This window comes from Leifsonia sp. McL0618, from assembly GCF_049994905.1.
In the GTDB taxonomy this organism is placed as follows: Bacteria; Actinomycetota; Actinomycetes; order Actinomycetales; family Microbacteriaceae; genus Diaminobutyricibacter.
In genome coordinates, this window is sequence record NZ_CP188258.1 from 47,306 (window position 1) to 66,643 (window position 19,338).

Here is a 19,338-nt window from a genome sequence, read left to right on the forward strand (position 1 = left end):
ACGTGACCTCGACCGTCCTCGTCATCGGTGCCTCCGGGATCCTGGCGCCCCTCGCAGCCGAGCTGACCGGGAGCGGCGTTCGAGTGGACGGTATCGCACGCCATGTAACCCGAATGCCTGACGGAGTTGAACCGCTCGCCGTGGACGCCCGGAATACCGACAGCCTGGCCGCAGCGACAGGAGGCCGACGATGGGCTTCTGCCGTCGTTTATTCGCCCGCGATCAGTAGCACATCGCTCGCGCTGATCAGGTCGAAAGTCGATGGTCGCCTCGTCATCGTCCGCCCGAGCGCAGCGGCCGACCCCCGTCTCGGCGCGCTACAGGTTCCAGACGACACGCTCCAGCTCGGATGGCATGTTCAGCCGCCCGGCGGGGCACGGTGGCACACGCCCGAGGAAGTGTCGGTCGCAGCTCTCGCGGTGCTTCGTGACGGAATCGGTCGCACCCTCGGGCAGGTCCGGCCGTGGGAGGATCGTCCATGATCCGGGCGCTCGCCCTCTCACCGAGCCTCGACATCACGCACGAGGTCGACTCGCTGACACGCGGCGGCATCACACGTCCGACCCGGTCTGTTCGGGTCGCCGGCGGTAAGACTCTCAATGCTGCACGGGTCGCACATTCGCTCGGGGCGCGTGTCCACGTGTTCGCGGCTCTCGGCGGCCCGACCGGACAGTGGATCACTGACTCGCTCGCCGCCGAAGGAATCCCGGTCACGACAACTACCCTGCATGAACCAACCCGCACCTGCATTGCGATAGTTGAGACGGCCAGACAATCGCCAGTCAGCACCGACCTGTATGAACCGGCCGCGACCCTCGCCCCAAATGAGTGGACGGCGTTCCGAACAGCCGTGCAAGCCGCTCGGGGTGACGGCGGGTGGGCGACCCTCTCCGGCTCAATTCCGGCGGGCGTGCCGTTGGACGAATTGGGTCAGCTTCTGGCCGCGCTCCGTTCGGCCGGGTCGAAAATCGCCCTGGACTCCTCCGGAGATGGCCTCCGAACACTTGTGGGGTTGGCCGACGTCGTCAAAATCAACCTGCAGGAGGCGACAGAACTCCTCGAGGAGACGCCCGGGGACGCCGCCCATGCGTGCCGTCTCCTCAGAGATCGATACCGGGTCGACGCGGTTGTCACCGACGGCATCAGGGGAGCTGCTGCACTCGTCGGCGAAGAAGAACACGACGTCCCGGGACCACGACAGCTCGGCCGATTCCCCGCGGGAAGTGGGGATGCCTTTCTCGGCGGACTGATCACCGGGCTCGATCGGGGCGATGGTCTCGTCGCTGCGCTTACCCTTGCGGCCGACGTCGGGCAGCGTAACGCGCTGGTGGCCGGTCAGGGTCGCCTGGCCTGAGCATCCCGTTCCGCGACTTCCACCAGGAGGAAAGTTCTATGTTCGACACCGTCATCGTCGGCGCGGGCATCGCCGGCGCCACTGCCGCCCGACTGCTACACAACGCTGGACAGAACGTCGTCATCCTGGAGGCGCGGGATCGGGTCGGAGGCCGCATCTGGACCGATCGATCTGCCGGATTCTCCGTAGACCGGGGCGCGTCGTGGATCCACGGCCTCGAGGACAATCCGTTGACCGAGGTCATCTCGGAGTTGGGTGTGGAGACGGTGGAGTTCACCGTGGGGAGCTTTCAGGCGGGAGGGCGCCCGATCGCCGATTATGACGAAAAAGGCATTGTGCTCGACGATGAGGCGTCTCGACGGTGGGTGGCCGATGTCGATGCTGCAGACGACCTTCTCATGTTCGCTGGAGCCACCTCGGGGCCGAACCAGAGTTACTCGCAGACCAGCGAACGCGTCCTCGCCGCTACCGGGTGGGACGAGCAGCGGAAGGAGCGGGTGCGTGCTTTCCATCGCCACCGGACGGAGGAGCAGTGCGGGGCACAGAGCACCGAGGTCGCCGCCCGCGGCCTGGTGGACGACACCGTTGACGGTGACGAAGTCATCTTTCCGGGAGGATACGACGTCGTCCCGCGCAGCCTGGCCGACGGTCTGGATGTGCGTACAGGACATGCCGTCACGTCGATTGCCTGGTCCAACTCGGGAGTTCGAGTGAACACCGCGACCGAGTCCTTCAGCGCCCGACAAGTTGTGGTGACCGTGCCGCTCGGGGTGCTCAAGGTTGGTGCGATCCAATTCACCCCGGCGCTTCCTCCGGAGATCACCGGTCCGATCGGGCGCCTCGGCATGGGGGTGTTCAACAAAGTCTTCCTGCAGTTTCCCGACCGGTTCTGGGAGAAGGGGATCTATGCGATTCGCCGGCATGGAGCCGCCGGGTTCCCGTGGCATTCCTGGTACGACGTGTCTGCGGTGAGTGGAAAGCCGATGCTACTGACCTTCGCGGGCGGTGCGTGGGGGCGTGAGATCGAGTCGAAGACCGATGAGGAGATCGTCGCGTCGGTGATGCTTTCGCTTCGAGAAATGTACGGAGAGTCGGTGCCCGCTCCGACCGCCCACTGGATCACCCGATGGGGATCGGACCTTTTTGCTCGGGGCTCTTACTCGTACATTGCGGTGGGGGCCTCGAAGGAGGACCATGATGCGATCGCCACGCCGCTCGCCGGGGTGCTGCACATCGCAGGCGAAGCCACCTGGAGCGCCGCCCCTGCAACTGTCCATGGAGCTCTGCTCTCCGGGCAGAGGGCGGCCGAACGGATTTACGGAGCGCCAATTCCTCTCGCGAGTATGCGCCTGGGCGCAGCGCACGCGTCCTAAAGCGGCCCGCCAGAAATGCGCTATCAAACCCGAAAAGCGACGCCCCGACAGATTATGTTGACGGCGCTCACTGCGTGCCCTAGCATCACTATGGGAACGATGCCATATTTCATCGATTCCATCCCTGACGAAGAGTGTTTAATGAGGAGCACCGATGATTCGTAAGAAGGTTCTGACCCTCGCGGTAATTGCAGCTTCCGCGATTGCAATGACCGGCTGTAGCGCCGCCAGTTCGTCCCCGTCATCCATCAAGGTCGCGTACCTGGACAGTGGGCAGGCGCAGATGACGGCATACATGAACTCTGTGGCCAAAGATTTCGAAGCGGCACATAAGGGTGTGAAGGTCGATCTGCTGCCCATCAAGGCAACCGAGGCTGACTTCTACACTAAGCTCGCGCTGATGAACCGCAGCGCGTCTACCGCCCCCGACGTCCTGTGGGAAGACACCTTCCAGATCAAGTCCGACGCGTCGGCCGGCTATCTGGCCCCGCTTGATGGGTATGTCAGCAAATGGGCCGACTGGTCGCAGTTCGTCGGCAACGCCAAGTCCGCTGGCCAGGGCGCCGATGGCAAGCTCTATGGCATCCCGATCGGCACTGACACGCAAGGCATCTGGTACAACAAGTCCATCCTGAAGAAGGCCGGCGTAACAGTGCCGTGGGCGCCCAAGAGCTGGGCAGATGTCGTCTCGGCCGCCAAGGCGATCAAGGCCACGTCGCCGGGTGTCACGCCTATCAACATCTACGCGAGTAAGGCGGGCACCGAGGCGACCTCGATGCGTGGCATGCAGACCCTGCTTTCAGGAACCGGTGACTCGCTGTACGACTCGGCCTCGAACAAGTGGGTCACCAGTTCGGCCGGCTTCACATCGTCCCTCCAGCTGGTCAAGACGATCTATGGCGGTGGGCTGGGCCTGGCTCCGCAGGTCACCAGCGACCCGAACTATGGCAACATTCCCCCGACGCTGCTTCAGTCCGGAAAGCTCGCGATCGACTTCGACGGTTCGTGGCTGTCGGGCAACTGGTTGCCCACCGGCACCACGCCGTGGGCCGACTGGAACACGGTACTCGGTGAGGCCGCGATCCCGACCCAGACGGGTCAGGCGCCCGGAACGACGAGCATGTCAGGCGGCTGGACCTGGGCCGTGGGCTCCAAGAGCCAGTCCAAGCAGCAGGCCTGGGACTTCGTCTCGAGTGCGACGAACAAGGCGAACTCGCTGAAGTATGACATCACCCTCAGCAACATCCCGGTTCGAACGGATGTCGCGAGTGACCCGTCGTACACGGCGTCGAACCCCACGGCCGCCTTCTTCTCTTCGCTTGTTGCGGTGACTCACTTCCGTCCTGCCACTGCCGATTATCCGCAGATCTCCAACGACATCACGATCGCTTCAGATTCAGTGGCGACGGGTCAGGCGACGCCCGACCAGGCGGCGAAGACCTATGCTCAGCAGGTCATCGGCGTCGTGGGTAAAGACAAGACGACGTCGAAGTAGACACGTGGTGACGACTCTCGAAGCGTCACGCCAAACCGGGCGTGGTCGGGGAACAACAGTTCCTCGGCCACGCCGTTGGCGCAGAAGTACGGCGCGAACGATACCTCTCATTCCCGCGGTCATCATGCTGGCCGTCTTTCTGGGCGGCCCGATCCTCTCGTCGTTCTGGGGATCCCTGACGAATGCGTCGTTGACCGGTCCGCACGCCGCGAATCCCGAGTTCGTCGGCCTACAGAACTACGCAACGCTTTTCGCCAGTCCAGACCTTCCGAACTCGGTTCTGCTGACGTTCGTCTTCGTGTTCTTCTCCGCAGTCGTAGGGCAGAACGTGCTCGGCATGATCCTGGCCCTGCTGCTGAGAAGCGGCGGCCGCATCGTGGGTGCACTCGTCAGTACCATCGTGATCGGCGCCTGGGTGCTTCCAGAAATCGTTGCGGCGTTCACCTCGTACGCATTCTTCAGCCCGACCGGCACCCTCAACAGCTTCCTGAGCATCTTCGGCGTGAAGGAGGTCGCCTGGCTCTATGCCTACCCGATGTTCTGCGTCATTATGGCGAACGTCTGGCGTGGAACATCATTCTCGATGCTCGTCTACTCGGCCGCGCTCCAGGAGATCCCGCCGGAGATCACCGAGGCGGCCGAGGTGGACGGCGCGTCGGGATTCAAACGCTACTTTCTCGTCACCCTGCCGATGATCCGTCAAAGCGTGGGAACCAACCTCATGCTGATCACCCTTCAAACCCTGTCGGTCTTCACCCTGATCTTCGTGATGACGGCCGGCGGCCCCGGCACGAAGAGCATGACACTACCGCTTCTGGCCTACCAACAGGCGTTTCAGTTCTCGCAGCTGGGTTATGGGACCGCGATCGCGACCATCCTGCTCCTCATCGGGGCTGTCTTCGCGACCTTCTATATTCGAATGCTCAAACCGGAAGTGGATCGATCATGAGTATGTCTCTCTCCTCTGGGCGAACCCTCCGCGGCGTCTCAAACGTGATTCTCCTCGTCATCGGTCTGCTCTTCGTCGTCCCCATGATCTGGGTCGTTCTCGCGTCGTTCGACAGGACGGCGTCCTTCTCGGTGGCCTGGCCGAAAGACTTCACGCTCGACAATTTCCAGGCCGTGCTGACCCCGGACCTCGCATTCCTTCCGCTCCTCAACAGCCTTCTCCTTTCGGGGGGATGCGCGATATTGACCGTCGTCGTCGCGACCCTGGCTGCATATCCGCTCTCGCGATACCGGGCGCGATTCAACAAGCCGTTCCTTTACGTCATCCTGTTCGGAACGTGTCTGCCGATCACGGCGATGATGGTGCCGGTCTACAGCCTTTTCGTGATCTTCAACCTCATCGACTCGTTGCCGGGGACGATCGTCTTTCTCGCTGCGACCTCGCTGCCCATCGCGATCTGGATGATGAAGAACTTCATCGACGGTGTGCCCGTCAGTCTTGAGGAGGCGGCGTGGGTGGATGGCGCGTCGAGCATGCGCACGTTGGCCAGCGTCGTCGTGCCGCTGATGCGTCCGGGAATCGCGGTCGTCTTCATTTTCGTGTTCGTGAACTCGTGGGGGAACTTCTTCGTGCCCTTCGTCCTTCTGCAGAGCCCGGACAAGCTACCGGCGTCGGTGAGTATCTTCGCTTTCTTCGGCCAGCATGGCGCCGTCGCGTATGGCCAGTTGGCGGCATACTCGTTGGTCTACTCGGTTCCTGTACTCGCGCTCTACGTGCTGGTTTCTCGCGTGCTCGGCGGAACCTCCGCGCTCGCTGGTGCCGTCAAAGGGTAGTCTTCGTCGCGGGCGAGTTCGCTTTCGTTGAGAGGATGCCATGGCTGAAGGCTGGGACACGGGAGAGCGTCGGCCAACGATCACCGACGTTGCCGCCGCTGCCGGCTCATCGCGATCGGTTACAGCGCGCGCTCTTCGCGGTGAAGGGTACGTCGCTGCAGCAGTCCGTGAGCGCGTCCTTGCCGCGGCCGAGCAGCTCGGTTACGTTCCACATGCCATGGCGAGCAGCCTGCGCAGCCAGGAGTCGCGTTCGGTCGGCGTGCTCGTGTCGGATCTTCGTGACCCGTTCTACGCGAATCTCGCCGCAGGTATCGCTCATCGTGCGCGGGAAAACGGGTACATGATGTTCCTGGTCGACACCCGGAACTCGGCGGAGGAGGAACTCGAAGCGGCCCGGACATTCGTGGGGATGCGGGTGGCAGGGGTCGTTGCGACGCCGCTGACGGATGAGATCTCCGGCTATTTCGCAAAGCAGCGAACGCCGATCATCGAAGTGGACCGTACCTTTTCGCAAGGGCGCAGCGACAGTGTCTTGGTGAACAACGCCGGCGCGTCACAGCGAGTCAGCGATCTCCTGATTGCCCTTGGCCATCGCCGGATCGCGATGCTCACCGATGAAACCAACTGGACCACAGGGGCCGAACGCTTCGAAGGCTATCGGAGCTCGCTCGAAGCTGCAGGGCTGGAAGTCGATCCGCGCCTCATTGTTACTGCGGGGTCCGATGTCGAAGAATCCCGGAGCGCCGTCGTCGACCTGTTGACGGGACGCGACAGGCCGACGGCCGTATTCTCGGCGAACGGTGTCCTCGCTGAAGGCCTGTGGCGTGCGGCAACCGATCTCGGCCTGCGTGTTCCCGACGACCTCAGCATCGTGTCGTTCGATGATGCGCCTTGGATGAGTATGGTGACGCCCGGCGTTACGGCCGTCGCCCAGGACACCGTTGCGATGGGTGAAGCGGCCATGAGCCGGTTGCTGGTCCGGATGCATGAGCCTGAGGCCGCCGTTCAGCAGATCGTCGTGGACGCGAGAATCGTCGCACGGGGATCGACGGCTGCACCCCGCCCGGAGTAATTCGGCCGCTTCGCGACACTTCGATTCAGCGCATTGACCTCGCGGGTGATCTGCCTCTACGATCAAGCATGGGAACGATGCCACAATTTGCGCGTTCCGACCTGGATATATCGGAGGGAAACGAGTGAGCGCAGAGTTGCCTCCCGTCGTTGCGTTGGATATTGGCGGCACCAAACTGGCGGTCGGGGTCGTCGATTCGAGCGGTGCCGTCTACGGCATGCGTGTCGAGCCGACGCGCGTCGCCGAGGGCCCGGACGTCACGATCGAGCGGCTGTTCGCGATGGCTGACAAAGCCATGGCGGAAGCCGCTGTGGATCCGTCCGAGATCGCCGCGATCGGTATTTCGTGCGGGGGCCCGATGGACAGCGTGGCCGGCCTCCTCCTGGCTCCGCTCCACCTTCCGGGTTGGATCGACGTCCCGATCACGTCGCTCGCGTCCGCTCGCTTCGGCGTCCCCGCCATTCTCGCGAACGATGCAACCGCCGGTGCGTGGGGCGAGTATCGCTTCGGCGCGGGCCAAGGCATGGAATCGTTGGTCTACCTCACGGTTTCGACCGGAATGGGCGGTGGCGCAGTACTGGATGGACGCCTCCATCAAGGCGCCGCGGGCAATGGCGGCGAGTTCGGCCACATCATGGTGAAGCCAGGAGGCCGCTTGTGCACCTGCGGCCGCCATGGTTGCGTCGAGGCGTATGTCGCCGGTTCCGCTCTCGCCGACCGGGCCCGAGAAATGATGGCGGACGGCCGGGCATCCATTCTCTCCACGCTCCCCGAGCTGACCGCGATCGATGTCGCCACGTATGCGGCCACCGATGCTCTCGCGCACGAGATCTGGTCGGAAGGGATGGAACTGCTCGGCGTCGCTGTGACCGACCTCGTCAACATCCTCGAGCCGGACGCCGTGATTCTCGGCGGTGGCGTGACCCGCTCCGGGTCCATCCTGCTCGACCCGGTCAGGGACAAGGTGCTTCGCGAGGCGATGGGGCCGGCGGCCGACGCCGTGCAGATCGTGCTTGCCGGTCTTGGCGACGCGGTGTGCGTGGTGGGCGCCGGAGCGATCGCCCTCGACGTTCTCAGCGGGCGCCTGCCGGCGGTCACCACAGACGAGGTGAACTTCTTTGCCTGACTGGATGGATGAGCAGCTCGCCGATCATGTGGCCGTCGGCGCGCTCACTGCCTCCCTCCTGCCCAAGGTCCGCACCGTAGCCGACGCCATCAAGGCCGCGTTCGAAGGTGGGCACGTTCTGTACACCTTCGGCAACGGCGGAAGCGCGGCGGATGCCCAGCACCTGACCGGCGAGCTCATCGGACACTACAAACGAGACCGCCGACCGCTTCCGGCCGTCACGTTGAGCACCGATTCCACCACCATGACCTGCATCGCCAACGACTTCGACTATGCCGACATCTTCGCCCGCCAGGTAACAGCACTCACCCATCCGGGAGACGTGGTCGTCGCGTTCACGACGAGTGGGCGGTCCGCGAACGTGATTGCGGCCTTGGCGGCGGCGCGGGAGACCGGCGCGACAACAATCGTCTTCGGCGGCGGCGACGGTGGGCGCGCGCTTGAATACGCTGACTTTGCACTTCTTTCTCCATCGACCGCCACGCCGCGGATCCAGGAGGTGCACACGCTACTTCTTCATATCATCAGCGAGTATCTGGACGCATGGGCGGCCGGAGAGGAACCGGCAGCATGACGGCGAATACGGCCAAGGGCAGGGCGAGCGTCGACGGAACTACCGCTGCGAGCCCGCAGAGCGCGCCGCTGTCCAACGCGCCGGCGGGATTCCGACGCGACGAGGTCGCCGCCCAACCCCGTCCACTGGCCTCGCCCGATCGGACGGTCCACATGATCGGTAACGCGCACATCGACCCGGTGTGGTTGTGGCCTTGGCAAGAGGGCTATCAGGAGGCCAGAGCCACCTTCAAGTCCGCGATCGACCGCATGGACGAATATCCTGACTTCGTCTTCACCTGCGACCAGATGGTTCTGCTGAGCTGGGTCGAAGAGTCCGATCCGGAACTCTTCGCGCGCATTGTTCAGCGCGAGGCCGAAGGCCGCTGGGTGAATGTCGGCGGCTGGTGGGTGGAACCCGACTGCAATATGCCGACGGGGGAGTCGTTCGCCAGGCAAGGCCTCTATGGGCAGCGGTATCTGCAATCCCGCTTCGGCCGTCCGGCAACGGTCGGGATGAATGTGGACCCGTTCGGTCACAACGCGATGCTTCCCCAGATCCTCAAGCAGCAGGGCCTCATCGGATACTGCTTCCTGCGCCCCGGCCCCCACGAACTGTCGATGCCGCACACGACCTTCTGGTGGGAGGCGCCAGATGGCAGTCGTGTGCTCGGTTACCGCATTCCATTCGAATACGCGAGTCACGAGCGAGAGGTGGACCGGCAGACGGAGAAGGCGATCGCCCAGCTGGACCGAACGCTGTCCGACGTCATGGTCTTCTACGGGGTCGGCAACCACGGTGGAGGCCCGACCAAGAACAACATCGAGTCGATCTACCGGTTCGACCGGATGGGAACCTTTGGGAGCATGAAGATGTCGTCGCCGCCTCAGTACTTCGACGAACTGACCGCCCGACGTGGGATGCAGGGAATGGAAGACCTACCCGTGTGGCGGGGCGACCTCCAGCACCATGCTCCCGGCTGCTACTCGGCGCACTCGGGCATCAAGCTATGGCAGCGAAAAGCTCAGGCCGCTTTGCTGAGTGCAGAGCGGTGGGCGGCGGTCGTCGCATTACGCGACGACGTTGACTACCCGCGCGACGATCTCGAACGGGCCTGGAAGCAGGTCCTCTTCAACCAGTTCCACGATGTGCTTCCCGGTTCAGCGATCGAATCCGCCTACGACGACGCCCGCGATCAACTGGGTGAGGCGATCGCTATCTCGAAACGCATCATTACGCGGTCGCAGAACATCATCGCCCGCCAGATCGACATCCCGCTGGACCCGACGAAACAGCCCGTCGTCGTATTCAACCCGCATCCCTGGCCGGTCACCCACCAGATCGAACTCCAATACCAGACGGGGGCACAGCCCACTGGGATGCACATGACCGACGCCGATGGAAACGTGACACCGAGCCAGACAATCCAGTCGGTGTCGGCGCTCGCCGACCAAGGTCGAGGGGCAATCGCATTCCAGGCAAAGCTCCCTGCATTCGGCTACCGGCTCTACTACCTGGAGAGCGGTGCGGCGCCGGCGGGCACGGTATGGAGCAACCGTCCGCCCCAGCCGCTGACCGCGTCGAATACCGTCCTCGAGAACGAACACCTTCGGGTTGAATGGGATCCGTCCACGGGTTGGCTGTCGTCGTTGCTCGATAAGAGCACAGGCGTCGATGTCATCGCAGGCGCGACCGGGCCACACACCCAGATCTGCCAGGACCCCACCGACACCTGGGGTCACCGCGTGGTCAGCTACAACTGGCCGGGCGTGGAAATGCACACCGATCGGATCGTGCTCCGCGAAGACGGGCCGCTGCGGGCAAGGCTCCGTGTGGAGCGCAGTTGGGGTAGATCCACGATGGTCGAGGAGTTCATTCTCGGGCACGAAAGCGATCAGGTCGAAGTGCGGGTCACGATCGATTGGCGCGAGCAGGCACACCTTCTCAAGCTCCGTTTTCCGGTCATGCTCGATGACCCGGCAGCGACCTATGAAATCCCCTACGGCACAATCGAGCGCCCCGTCAATGGCTCGGAGGAGCCCGGCCAGTCGTGGGTCGACCTCACTGGCCGCACTGCAGGAAACGCGCAGGCCGGGCTGACGGTCATCAACAACGCCAAACACGGCTACGACGTGTCGCCCGCAGGCGATCGCGATGGAGAATGGGTTTCGCCGAGCATCGGCATCACGGCCGTTCGAAGCCCTGTCTTTTCGTGGCATGATCCGCGTCTCCTCGAGCCAGAAGGCATCTACACCTACCAGGACCAGGGGACGCAGTCGTTCACCTACCTCCTTGTCCCGCACCGGGGCGACTGGCGCTCGACCGACCCGACCCGCCGGGCCGCCCAGCTCGGGTCGGCGCCGCGGGCCATGTTGGAGACGTTCCACGACGGCACCGAGCCCGCAACCCAGTCCTACGTCGACGACGGTGCCGGCTCAGTCATGATCACCGCGATCAAAGGCAGTGAGGACACGGGTGAGTCAGGAACCGACCTCATCGTTCGCGCGGTGGAGACACGCGGTCACGCTGCCTCGGTGCGCCTGGAACTCCCCGTGATCGGTCGATCGATCGACGCCGAATTCGGCGCGAACTCCCTGCGCACCTGGCGCGTTCCCAAAGACTCCTCCCGTCCGATCGCCGAGGTCAACCTCGTGGAGTGGCCGATCCCTGTCCAGACGGACCAGCCAGCTGAACGCTCGTGGTGAGCGCCGGCTCATCCGCTCACCACGGGTCAACGGCTAGGCCCGCTTCCACCCCTTAGAGGTCGTGATGAGCAGATGCGCCCCGGCGGCCTGCGGGTCGCCCGCGAGCCGCACCAGTGTCTTCGCGACGTTCGCGTACGGGACCGAGGGCATCCCCGGGACCTTGCCGACGACCTCGAGCGGTTCGACTGCCACCTCGGGCAGGGCTGGGCCCTTTTTCAAGAGGACAGGGTAGAGGATCGTGTAGTCGATTCCGGACCCGGGCAGGATTTTCTCCGACGCAGCCTTGTCTTCGAACATCTTGCCCAGCACCAGGCGGTAGAACGTGCGTGCGAGCCCGGAGGCCTTGGGCGCGGTCTCGCCTGACCCGAACGCCGAAACGAGCACAAGGCGTTTGGCCTTGGCCAGTTTGATCGCGTCGACAATGTTCGGCAGTGTGCGCTGCAGGAAGGTCGTGTCCTTCAGGGTGCCCATGATCGACACGATCACCGCATCGGCGCCGGATGCTGCAGCAGCCAGTGCCGCGGTATCGCCTGCGTCCCCTTTAGCGATTGTGAGGTGCTCGCGCGCTGCGATGGCTTCGGGGCGGCGCACGTAGGCGACGACCTCGTGTCCCTGGGCGAGCGCCTCATTGACGGTATGGGATCCGACGTTGCCGGTGGCTCCTACGACGACGATCTTCACGATCGGTACTCCTTTGGTAATAATTCGAATTTGAACAACATCAACACTACATGTAATTCAAATTCAAATCAACTAGGATGACGGTCATGGACGCTGCACTGAGTAAACGGGAGTTCGACGCGTATGCCGCGCTGGTCGCCTCGTCGACCCTGCTTCAGCGTGCGATAACGGACAATCTGCACGAGCAGCGATCGGACCTCACCCAGGTCCAGTTCGAGATCTTGGCCGCCCTCTCCAATGCGCCAGAGGGCTATCGGATGGCAGAGCTCGCCGATCAGTTGATCGTCTCGCGCAGCGGCCTGACGTATCAGGCGGGATTACTGGAGAAAGCTGGACTCATCACCCGTGCGCGAGACGGGTCGGACGAACGCGGAGTCGTCGCGCGGGTCACCGAAAAAGGACGGTCGGTCTGGGAGGGCGTTCTCCCGGGTCACGTGGCGCTCGTGCGCGCGGCATTCCTCGGCTTGCTGACCCCGGACGAACTCGACACTCTGACCGGACTCTTGGGCAGGGTCACAGCCGCACTCGAAAATTCAGGGCAGTAGGGCGGGACCTAGCGGATCCTCCCGGCCCGCGGGAAACGGCCACCGTGACGCTTGAGAACGTCGACAGCGATCTCGATTGCCCGGTCGATGCTCATTCCGGCCGGCTGGAGAGCGCTGTTCTTCGGAGATTCCCGAAGAGGACTCTCGAAAACCCCTTGAGCGAAGTACCGCAGGTACGCTCGACGAATCGCGCGTCGCTGATTCACCCGCCATCACCGGTCTCTCACGTGTGTGGTGAAAGTGGCTCTGTGGTGGAAGATCTAATGGTGAGTTCGGTCGTGACGTTTGACGTGTTCAGTGCGCTCACCGACTCGAGGACGGGCGGCTCGCAATTCTTCAGCGGGCTTGTCGCGGCCCGGGGTTGGGACGTGACCCCGATCGAGCTCTTCGACCAGTGGGATCGGCTCAACAAAGAACTGCATCGCACAGAGCGAGCGTGGTCGTCGTTCACTGAGCTGAGCCGGCGGGCGCTCGGGAGCGTCTACTCGGAAGCCGGCCTGCCTGCTCGGGACGCCGGCCGTGACTCGGATGCGCTCCTGGAAAGCATGGCGGACTGGCCGCTCTGGCCCGATGTATCGGTTTCGACCCTGAGCGCGGTCGGTGTCAACAGGCTGGGCCTTCTGTCGAACATCGACGATGCTCTTCTGAAGCAGACCGCCGCCCAGCGGCTTGGCGTCTTCGATCAGCATCTAATCGTCACCTCCGAGCGCATGCGCGCCTACAAGCCGAACCGTTCCCTCTACGAGCGTGCCGGTGAACTGCTCGGGGACTACACGCACATCGCATCCTCCGCGCGCGATGTGCGGGGCGCCCTGAGCGCGGGCATCCCCTGTATCCGACTTGCGCGAGCGGGTCACCATATCGACCCCGAGGGCCCTACGCCGCCACTCACCGCGGAGAGCATCCCGGACCTTCGGGCGCTCCTCAGAGACGTGCCAGGCCGCCATCGGCCATGATCGTCTGTCCCGTGATGAATGCTGCGTCGTCCGAGGAGAGAAAGGCGATGATGCCCACTACATCGCTGACCTCGCCTGGGCGTTTGATCGCCTGCTTCTGCACCGTCGCCTCGACTAGCGCCGCAGGGAGCCCTCTCACGTCCCAGGCCCGACTCGGGGTGAGCGTTGGTCCCACGGCGTTGACCGTGATTCCGAAGCCTGCGAGATCCGTCGCGAGCCCTCGCGTGAAGCCGATGACTCCCATCTTGCTTGCCAGATAGTGCGTCACGCCGTGAACCGCGAGAGTGATCGAGTTGGAAGTGATATTAACGATTCGGCCCCATCCGTTCTGCTTCATGAGGCCAACAACAGCTTTGGTCATCAGGAATTGCGAGTCGAGGTTGACTGCCTGGATTCTTCGCCAGAACTCGTAGTCCATTTCGTCGAAGGGACGGTTCGGGTAGATGCCGGCATTGTTGACCAGGATGTCGCAACGCCCGAACTCAGCGCGGACGCGTTCACCGAGGTCCGAGACGGACGAGGGGTCCGCGAGATCGGCGCCGAATGCCATCGCGCGCCTTCCGAGCTTCTCGACGAGCGCGACAGTTTCCGACGAGTCGTCGATGTCGACCGCGACGATGTCGGCGCCGCGTTCGGCCAGCCCGACGCAGAACGCCTGACCGAATCCACCTGCCGCACCTGTGACCACGGCGACACGGCCCTCGTGCGTCTGGGCGGTCATCAGATCCCTCTGATCGGCAGCTGGAGATAGGACGCGTGCGACCCGCCCGCGTGGATGACATGCCTCCCGTTGTTGTCGGGCTCGACGGTCGTTCGCGCTGGCATCACGCCGCCAAGGACGTTGAAGCCGCTGATTGTGAGACGCAGTCGTTCGCCCCGATGGAACGCCAGACCGACCGGAAACAAGTCGATGTCTAGAGGCACGATCGCACCCGGTTCCAGTTTCTCGACGCGATCGAAGGTGTGGGCGGGCACGCTCTCAGTGGACCTCACCTCGTCCACATGACGAAGTGAGGCCCGAAGGCGCCCGTTGGATCCTTTGTACTTTAGGATCGATGACCCGGTTCGGGTGAGGTTGTCGATCGCCGGCCCGTGGTTGGGCACATTGAACTGTTCGAGTGTTACACCGTTCGCATCGAGCTTCTGCAGGAGGACGAACACGTCCATGTCGTCGGATCCGTCGGCTTCGACCCAGAGCCGAGCCTTCGGGTAGCCGACGATTTGCGTTTCCTTGTCGAACGTCACGTCGAACGAGACGGAATCCTGTTCCGACTCTGCGTCGTAACTCACCGGCACGGCCGAAGACGGCTCGGCGGTGGTCAGCGCATGTGTCGTACCGTCGAGGAAGAAGACGGTTTCTGCGGCGTCGGAGGGAGGGAACTCCGTCGCTGGAACGTTGAGCAGGTCGCCGCCCTCCAGGTCGAGCACGGCGTACCGCACGCGCGGAGTCGTCTCCCAGCCGTTGTCCTCGCCCTTCAGGTAGTGGTCGAAGAAGCGGCGCAGGTCATCCTGGTTGGCTGGCTCGTTGAAGTCGGGCCATTCCATGGTGTTGTGGATGCGCAGCCACTTCTCCGTCGAGCCGATTCGCCGCCAGCCGCGGAAGGTACCGGGCGTGTGGATCGAGTTCGAATAGCTCGCGACGACATACGCGGGCACGGTGACCTTCTCAAGCTCGGCGACCTTCGACTGCCAGAGCTCGCCGACCAACGGATACCGCCTTGCCTCCTCGGCCAGGTCTTCCCGGCGATTCTTGCCCTGGAATGCAACCGTCCAGGTGTCGGCGAAGGACAGGTCGGGCATTCCGCCTCGGAGTACGAGATCGCGATACGTGTCGCTCCATCCCTCCCAGGGGGCGATGGCGGCGAGGTGTTCGGGTTGCTCCGCGGCGGTGAACCACTGCGACACGGCGAGCGAGGAGTTGCCGGCCATCCCGACCTTGCCGTTGCTCCATTCCTGGGCGGCGAGCCATTCGATCAGGTCGGCCGCATCCTGTCCGTCCTGCTTTCCCGTCGCGAGCACATCACCCTCAGAGGAGAACGCTCCCCTCGCGTCCGGGTTGCAGATTGCGAATCCGTTGGCGCACCAGTAGGCGGGGTCGGGGCCCTCGAACTTGCCGAGTCCCGAAAGCCGGCTCTGGTCGATTCCGAGCAGGTCGAAGAGGGCCTTGTTCTTCGGATGCGTTCCCCCGCTTTTCCCGTACTGGCTCCAGGCCACGATGACGGGCACCTTGTCGGTTCCTGCCGGTCGCAGCACGTCGACGTAGATCGTCGTGCCGTCGCGCAGCGTGACGGCTGTGTCCTTCTCGAAGACGATGTCGACGGGGATCGGCTGAAAGTCCTCCGTCGTCTGGAATCCGGCAGGAAGCACCCGCGTGCCGGGTTCGAAGTGGATGAACAGGCTCGGCTCTGTGGCCTCATCGAAGGGTGCGGCCGGTGCGTATACGGGGTCTTCGTTGACCATGGGACGTCCTATTCTTTCGGGGGGTTGGGTGGTTTCGGGCCAGGTGAACGACGGCTTAGTCCGGCTCAGAAAGGCGTCGATGCCGATGGCCAGGTCGGGGCTGTCCACGGTCGCGGCCCAAGCCGCGGACCATTCGCGATCGAGGTCGGGGCCGTCGGCGACGGTCAGATCGACCAGATACTTCAGGGTGCGCATCGAGAAGCGGGAGTTGGTGGTGAGCGCGTCGAGAAGTGCAGTGCAACGGATGTCGAATTCCGCATCTGGGACCGCGTCGGCGATGAGCCCGAGCGACAGCGCGCGTGCCGACGAGAGCGACTCGCCGGAGAGGAGGAGGAGTTTCGCATTCGCCGGACCGACCTGTCTGACGAGGCGCTCGATCCCGGCGCGAGGGTAGATGACGCCGAGCTTTGCGGGGGTGATGGCGAAGACGGATCGTTCGCTCGCGATGATGAAGTCGCACGCTGAAGCGAGCTGCCAGCCGCCTCCCATACAGGCGCCGTCGACCAGGGCGATGGTCGGTTTCGCCACGCGGGTGATGGCCAGGTCGGCTCGGCTGAGCTGGTCGACGACGGAGCCATCGGCCTGACGGTCGAGAAGGACCGAGGGGAGATCGTTGATGGTCGCGCCCGACGAGAACGTCTGGCCGGCTCCGCGAAGTGTGATCGCCACGACATCGGGGTCTGTGTCGAGCGCGGGCATCACGGACTGCAACTCGAGGCACATGTCTCGCGTCAGGGCATTCAGCTGCCGAGGATTGTCGACCTCGACCGCCGCGACGCCGCCGGCAACGTTCACCGTGATCCGCCCGATGGATTGTGCTTCGCTCATGTGATCTTCAGTCGTCCATTGCGTTCGAGACCGCCGATCTCGTCGTCCGAGTAGCCGATCTCACGCAGGATCGCGGTGGTGTGTTCGCCCAGCAGGGGAGGCGACGACTGCACCTCGCTCGCCTCGCCGTCGAGGCTGAGTGGTCCCCGGAGAAGGGTGAGCGGAGAGCCGTCGCCCCGCTCGGTGTGCTGGATCAGGTCGAGCGCCGCCACCTGTGCCGACGCGAAGATCTGCGTGTAGTCGTAGATCGGACCACACGGGATGCTCGCGTGGCTGATGAGTGAGACCCATTCGTCCGCGGCCCGAGTCGCAAGCACCGACCCGATCAGCTCCTTCAGCTCATCGCGGTGCGCGAGTCGGAGAGCGCCGCTGCTGAAACGAGCGTCGTCGACGGTTTCGTGTATCCCGAGTAGGTCGCAGAACGTGTGCCACTGCTTGTCGTTGCCGACCGCGATGGTGATGGGTTCGGTGGCTGTACTGAATACTCCGTACGGGGCGATCGTCGGGTGGTTGTTCCCCTGCGGCAGCGGTGCTTCGCCGAGGCTCAGCGCGCGCTGGCCCTGAAAGACGGAGAGGTTCAGCGCCGTTTCGAGCAGGGAGGTCGTCACGTGGCGGGCGGGATTCGCGTTGTCGCGCCCAACGAGTGCGGCGAGGATTCCGATGGCGCAGATCATTCCCGACGTGATGTCGACGATCGGCACGCCGACCCGGTAGGTGTCGCCGGCCCCCGACCCGGTCACGGACGTGAGGCCGGACATCCCCTGCACGACCTGATCGAGGCCGGGGTCGTCCTTCAAAGGTCCGGTGGCACCGAAGGCGTTGACGGAGCCGACGACCAGACGAGGATTGAGCTCCTCGAGGCGCTCCCTCGTGAGCCCGAGCTTGTCGAGCGTGCCGATCTTGAAGTTCTCGACCAGTACGTCGGCCCGCGTGATCAGGCGCTCCAGGATCTCTCGTCCCTCTGGCGAGTAGAAGTCGATGCAGATCGAGCGCTTGTTCCGGTTCACCGAATCGAAGTACAGGCTGTGCTCGTTCTGGTACGGCGGCCACTGGCGGGCGGAGTCTCCGCCATTGAGGCTTTCGACCTTGATGATCTCGGCACCGAGGTCAGCGAGCAATGCAGTGCAGTACGGCCCGGCCATAGCCCTGCTGAGGTCGACGACCGTGATTCCTTCGAGCGGCTTCTTCATGAGGAGCTGGCAACCTTCTTCAGTCTCTCGATCCACGACTCGATCAGCTCCGTCGGCATCGCGGCGGGGAGCCCGGTAACCCGAAGCGCCATCGCGGGAACTCCTTCTTTGGTCGGGATGGATACCACGATGTTCTCAAGGTCGTAGTGTTCGCCCGGCAGGAGGTCGGTGAAGAAGAAGTCGGCGAGCTCGCTGGTCGCTTGCTGCACTGCGCGCTCGTGGCGGGGGAGGCGGTCGGACAGCTCGAACGCGTTCAGTGCCGCCTGGTGTCGCCGGAGCGCCTCGGTCCCGGCGGCGAGCAGCGAGTAGCCGTGCTCCCGCACCTTTTCGAGCTGGGCGCGATTCACTTCGCGACGCTCTTCGCTGTGGTCTTGGGCGCGTTGCAGCCATTCGTCCACGTCCGTCTCGGGAGCGTTCGCCATGAAGACTGCGCCGAACGGCGGGATGAGGGGCTGCCGGTGCCCCAGAGGAAGAGGGTCCGCAGCGTAGGACTGATTCGCGGCAAGCACCTGCACGGCGTCCCAGCGCACTTTGGCGACGACGCTGAAGTTGACGTCGTATTCGACGCTGAGTTGCTCGACCTGCGCTCGGATCTTCTCGGCGAGCTGCGCCGCCTGGATGAGCTCGGGATCGGGGGCGGCGACAAAGGATCCCGGGGAGAAGCGCCCGTACCCGCCCTGAAAGAAGAGGAGCGGAAGCGTTGAGCGTTCGACGGCGAGTTCCTGCACGCCGCCGAGCACGATGAAATGGTCGCCGGCCTCGCGGATGTCTTCGAAGGTGCACTCGATCCACGAGACCACGCCATCGAGGATGGGTGAGCCCAGGGGCCCGGGCCTCCAGCTGACACCGTCGAATTTATGCTCGCCGCCGGTCGCCATCTGCCGGCAGAGGGCCTCCTGGTCGGAGGCGAGCACGTTGATGCAGAACGTCTTTGCAGTGCGGAGAACGGCGAAGCTTCGCGAGTTGCTCATCGGGTAGAACGCGATCAGCGGGGGATTCATCGAAACCGACGAGAACGTTCCGACGACCATCCCGGCGGGGTGGCCATCTCCGGCGACCGCCGTGACGACTGCGACACCGGTCGGGTAGTGCCCCAGCGTTTCACGGAACAACGCGGGGTCGATCTCCCTGGACATGAATCCTCCATCGGACGGAAGCGGCGGGCGACGGTTCTGGCGCCCGCTCTGTGAATCAAACCAATTCCATCTAAATATGTCA

17 protein-coding genes are annotated in these 19,338 nt (G+C 63.9%); 12 read left to right on the forward strand and 5 right to left on the reverse strand.

Going from position 1 to position 19,338, the window contains the following annotated elements; genetic code table 11:
* Nucleotides 1–2: 2 nt before the first annotated feature.
* The 10 genes from ACPPVQ_RS00250 to ACPPVQ_RS00295 all read left to right on the forward strand — a co-directional run bounded on the left by ACPPVQ_RS00250 (nucleotide 3) and on the right by ACPPVQ_RS00295 (nucleotide 11,460).
* On the forward strand, nucleotides 3–482 hold the full coding sequence (locus ACPPVQ_RS00250) for a hypothetical protein (protein WP_426517422.1): 480 nt from the start codon (nucleotides 3–5) through the stop codon (nucleotides 480–482).
* On the forward strand, nucleotides 479–1,354 hold the full coding sequence (locus ACPPVQ_RS00255; protein ID WP_426517424.1) for a 1-phosphofructokinase family hexose kinase: 876 nt from the start codon (nucleotides 479–481) through the stop codon (nucleotides 1,352–1,354). Before ACPPVQ_RS00250 ends, ACPPVQ_RS00255 begins: the two co-directional genes overlap by 4 nt.
* 38 nt (nucleotides 1,355–1,392) lie before the next feature.
* The gene (locus ACPPVQ_RS00260) at nucleotides 1,393–2,727 is read left to right on the forward strand and encodes a flavin monoamine oxidase family protein (protein WP_426517426.1); all 1,335 of its coding nucleotides are present in this window, start codon (nucleotides 1,393–1,395) and stop codon (nucleotides 2,725–2,727) included.
* A gap of 154 nt (nucleotides 2,728–2,881) precedes the next feature.
* Entirely contained in the window at nucleotides 2,882–4,222 is a 1,341-nt protein-coding gene (locus ACPPVQ_RS00265) for an extracellular solute-binding protein (RefSeq protein ID WP_426517428.1), read from the forward strand.
* A 124-nt stretch (nucleotides 4,223–4,346) separates the two neighbouring features.
* Nucleotides 4,347–5,171 (forward strand): carbohydrate ABC transporter permease, encoded by an 825-nt coding sequence (locus tag ACPPVQ_RS00270; protein WP_426517430.1) that lies wholly within the window; start codon nucleotides 4,347–4,349, stop codon nucleotides 5,169–5,171.
* Between the two features lie 2 nt (nucleotides 5,172–5,173).
* The gene (locus tag ACPPVQ_RS00275) at nucleotides 5,174–6,004 is read left to right on the forward strand and encodes a carbohydrate ABC transporter permease (protein ID WP_426521347.1); all 831 of its coding nucleotides are present in this window, start codon (nucleotides 5,174–5,176) and stop codon (nucleotides 6,002–6,004) included.
* A gap of 40 nt (nucleotides 6,005–6,044) precedes the next feature.
* Nucleotides 6,045–7,076, forward strand: coding sequence for a LacI family DNA-binding transcriptional regulator (locus ACPPVQ_RS00280; protein ID WP_426517432.1), 1,032 nt, complete (start codon nucleotides 6,045–6,047; stop codon nucleotides 7,074–7,076).
* A gap of 124 nt (nucleotides 7,077–7,200) precedes the next feature.
* On the forward strand, nucleotides 7,201–8,202 hold the full coding sequence (locus tag ACPPVQ_RS00285; protein ID WP_426517434.1) for an ROK family protein: 1,002 nt from the start codon (nucleotides 7,201–7,203) through the stop codon (nucleotides 8,200–8,202).
* 4 nt (nucleotides 8,203–8,206) lie between these two features.
* Nucleotides 8,207–8,776 (forward strand): D-sedoheptulose-7-phosphate isomerase, encoded by a 570-nt coding sequence (locus ACPPVQ_RS00290; protein WP_426517436.1) that lies wholly within the window; start codon nucleotides 8,207–8,209, stop codon nucleotides 8,774–8,776.
* Nucleotides 8,773–11,460 carry an alpha-mannosidase gene (locus tag ACPPVQ_RS00295; protein ID WP_426517438.1) on the forward strand — a complete coding sequence of 896 codons (2,688 nt, stop codon included), beginning with the start codon at nucleotides 8,773–8,775 and terminating at the stop codon, nucleotides 11,458–11,460. The genes ACPPVQ_RS00290 and ACPPVQ_RS00295 overlap by 4 nt, the downstream gene beginning before the upstream one ends.
* A gap of 33 nt (nucleotides 11,461–11,493) precedes the next feature.
* Here the strand turns inward: ACPPVQ_RS00295 and ACPPVQ_RS00300 are convergent, their stop codons facing one another.
* The gene (locus tag ACPPVQ_RS00300; RefSeq protein ID WP_426517440.1) at nucleotides 11,494–12,141 is read right to left on the reverse strand and encodes an NAD(P)-dependent oxidoreductase; all 648 of its coding nucleotides are present in this window, start codon (nucleotides 12,139–12,141) and stop codon (nucleotides 11,494–11,496) included.
* 86 nt (nucleotides 12,142–12,227) lie between these two features.
* Between ACPPVQ_RS00300 and ACPPVQ_RS00305 the strand changes: the two genes are divergently transcribed.
* Both ACPPVQ_RS00305 and ACPPVQ_RS00310 read left to right on the forward strand, forming a co-directional pair.
* Nucleotides 12,228–12,686, forward strand: a complete 459-nt coding sequence (locus ACPPVQ_RS00305; protein ID WP_426517442.1) for a MarR family winged helix-turn-helix transcriptional regulator — start codon at nucleotides 12,228–12,230, stop codon at nucleotides 12,684–12,686.
* Nucleotides 12,687–12,964: 278 nt separating this feature from the next.
* Entirely contained in the window at nucleotides 12,965–13,642 is a 678-nt protein-coding gene (locus tag ACPPVQ_RS00310; RefSeq protein WP_426517444.1) for a hypothetical protein, read from the forward strand.
* Here the strand turns inward: ACPPVQ_RS00310 and ACPPVQ_RS00315 are convergent.
* The 4 genes from ACPPVQ_RS00315 to ACPPVQ_RS00330 are packed head-to-tail and all read right to left on the reverse strand — an operon-like array spanning nucleotide 13,611 to nucleotide 19,256.
* Nucleotides 13,611–14,363, reverse strand: coding sequence for an SDR family NAD(P)-dependent oxidoreductase (locus ACPPVQ_RS00315; protein ID WP_426517446.1), 753 nt, complete (start codon nucleotides 14,361–14,363; stop codon nucleotides 13,611–13,613). The two genes, ACPPVQ_RS00310 and ACPPVQ_RS00315, sit on opposite strands and share 32 nt — an antisense overlap.
* Complete coding sequence (locus ACPPVQ_RS00320) at nucleotides 14,363–16,930, reverse strand: CocE/NonD family hydrolase (protein ID WP_426517448.1); 2,568 nt, start codon at nucleotides 16,928–16,930, stop codon at nucleotides 14,363–14,365. Before ACPPVQ_RS00320 ends, ACPPVQ_RS00315 begins: the two co-directional genes overlap by 1 nt.
* Nucleotides 16,927–18,120, reverse strand: a complete 1,194-nt coding sequence (locus ACPPVQ_RS00325; RefSeq protein WP_426517450.1) for a CaiB/BaiF CoA transferase family protein — start codon at nucleotides 18,118–18,120, stop codon at nucleotides 16,927–16,929. Before ACPPVQ_RS00325 ends, ACPPVQ_RS00320 begins: the two co-directional genes overlap by 4 nt.
* On the reverse strand, nucleotides 18,117–19,256 hold the full coding sequence (locus ACPPVQ_RS00330; protein ID WP_426517452.1) for a flavin reductase: 1,140 nt from the start codon (nucleotides 19,254–19,256) through the stop codon (nucleotides 18,117–18,119). Before ACPPVQ_RS00330 ends, ACPPVQ_RS00325 begins: the two co-directional genes overlap by 4 nt.
* Between the last annotated feature and the right edge of the window lie 82 nt (nucleotides 19,257–19,338).

Coding starts and splice junctions, on each gene's coding strand:
- ACPPVQ_RS00265 (WP_426517428.1), top strand. CDS start 2,882: ATGATTCGTAAGAAGGTTCTGACCCTCGCGGTAATTGCAGCTTCCGCG.
- ACPPVQ_RS00325 (WP_426517450.1), bottom strand. CDS start 18,120: ATGAAGAAGCCGCTCGAAGGAATCACGGTCGTCGACCTCAGCAGGGCT.
- ACPPVQ_RS00330 (WP_426517452.1), bottom strand. CDS start 19,256: ATGTCCAGGGAGATCGACCCCGCGTTGTTCCGTGAAACGCTGGGGCAC.
- ACPPVQ_RS00255 (WP_426517424.1), top strand. CDS start 479: ATGATCCGGGCGCTCGCCCTCTCACCGAGCCTCGACATCACGCACGAG.
- ACPPVQ_RS00275 (WP_426521347.1), top strand. CDS start 5,174: ATGTCTCTCTCCTCTGGGCGAACCCTCCGCGGCGTCTCAAACGTGATT.
- ACPPVQ_RS00290 (WP_426517436.1), top strand. CDS start 8,207: ATGGATGAGCAGCTCGCCGATCATGTGGCCGTCGGCGCGCTCACTGCC.
- ACPPVQ_RS00270 (WP_426517430.1), top strand. CDS start 4,347: ATGCTGGCCGTCTTTCTGGGCGGCCCGATCCTCTCGTCGTTCTGGGGA.
- ACPPVQ_RS00260 (WP_426517426.1), top strand. CDS start 1,393: ATGTTCGACACCGTCATCGTCGGCGCGGGCATCGCCGGCGCCACTGCC.
- ACPPVQ_RS00315 (WP_426517446.1), bottom strand. CDS start 14,363: ATGACCGCCCAGACGCACGAGGGCCGTGTCGCCGTGGTCACAGGTGCG.
- ACPPVQ_RS00320 (WP_426517448.1), bottom strand. CDS start 16,930: ATGAGCGAAGCACAATCCATCGGGCGGATCACGGTGAACGTTGCCGGC.
- ACPPVQ_RS00295 (WP_426517438.1), top strand. CDS start 8,773: ATGACGGCGAATACGGCCAAGGGCAGGGCGAGCGTCGACGGAACTACC.
- ACPPVQ_RS00280 (WP_426517432.1), top strand. CDS start 6,045: ATGGCTGAAGGCTGGGACACGGGAGAGCGTCGGCCAACGATCACCGAC.
- ACPPVQ_RS00305 (WP_426517442.1), top strand. CDS start 12,228: ATGGACGCTGCACTGAGTAAACGGGAGTTCGACGCGTATGCCGCGCTG.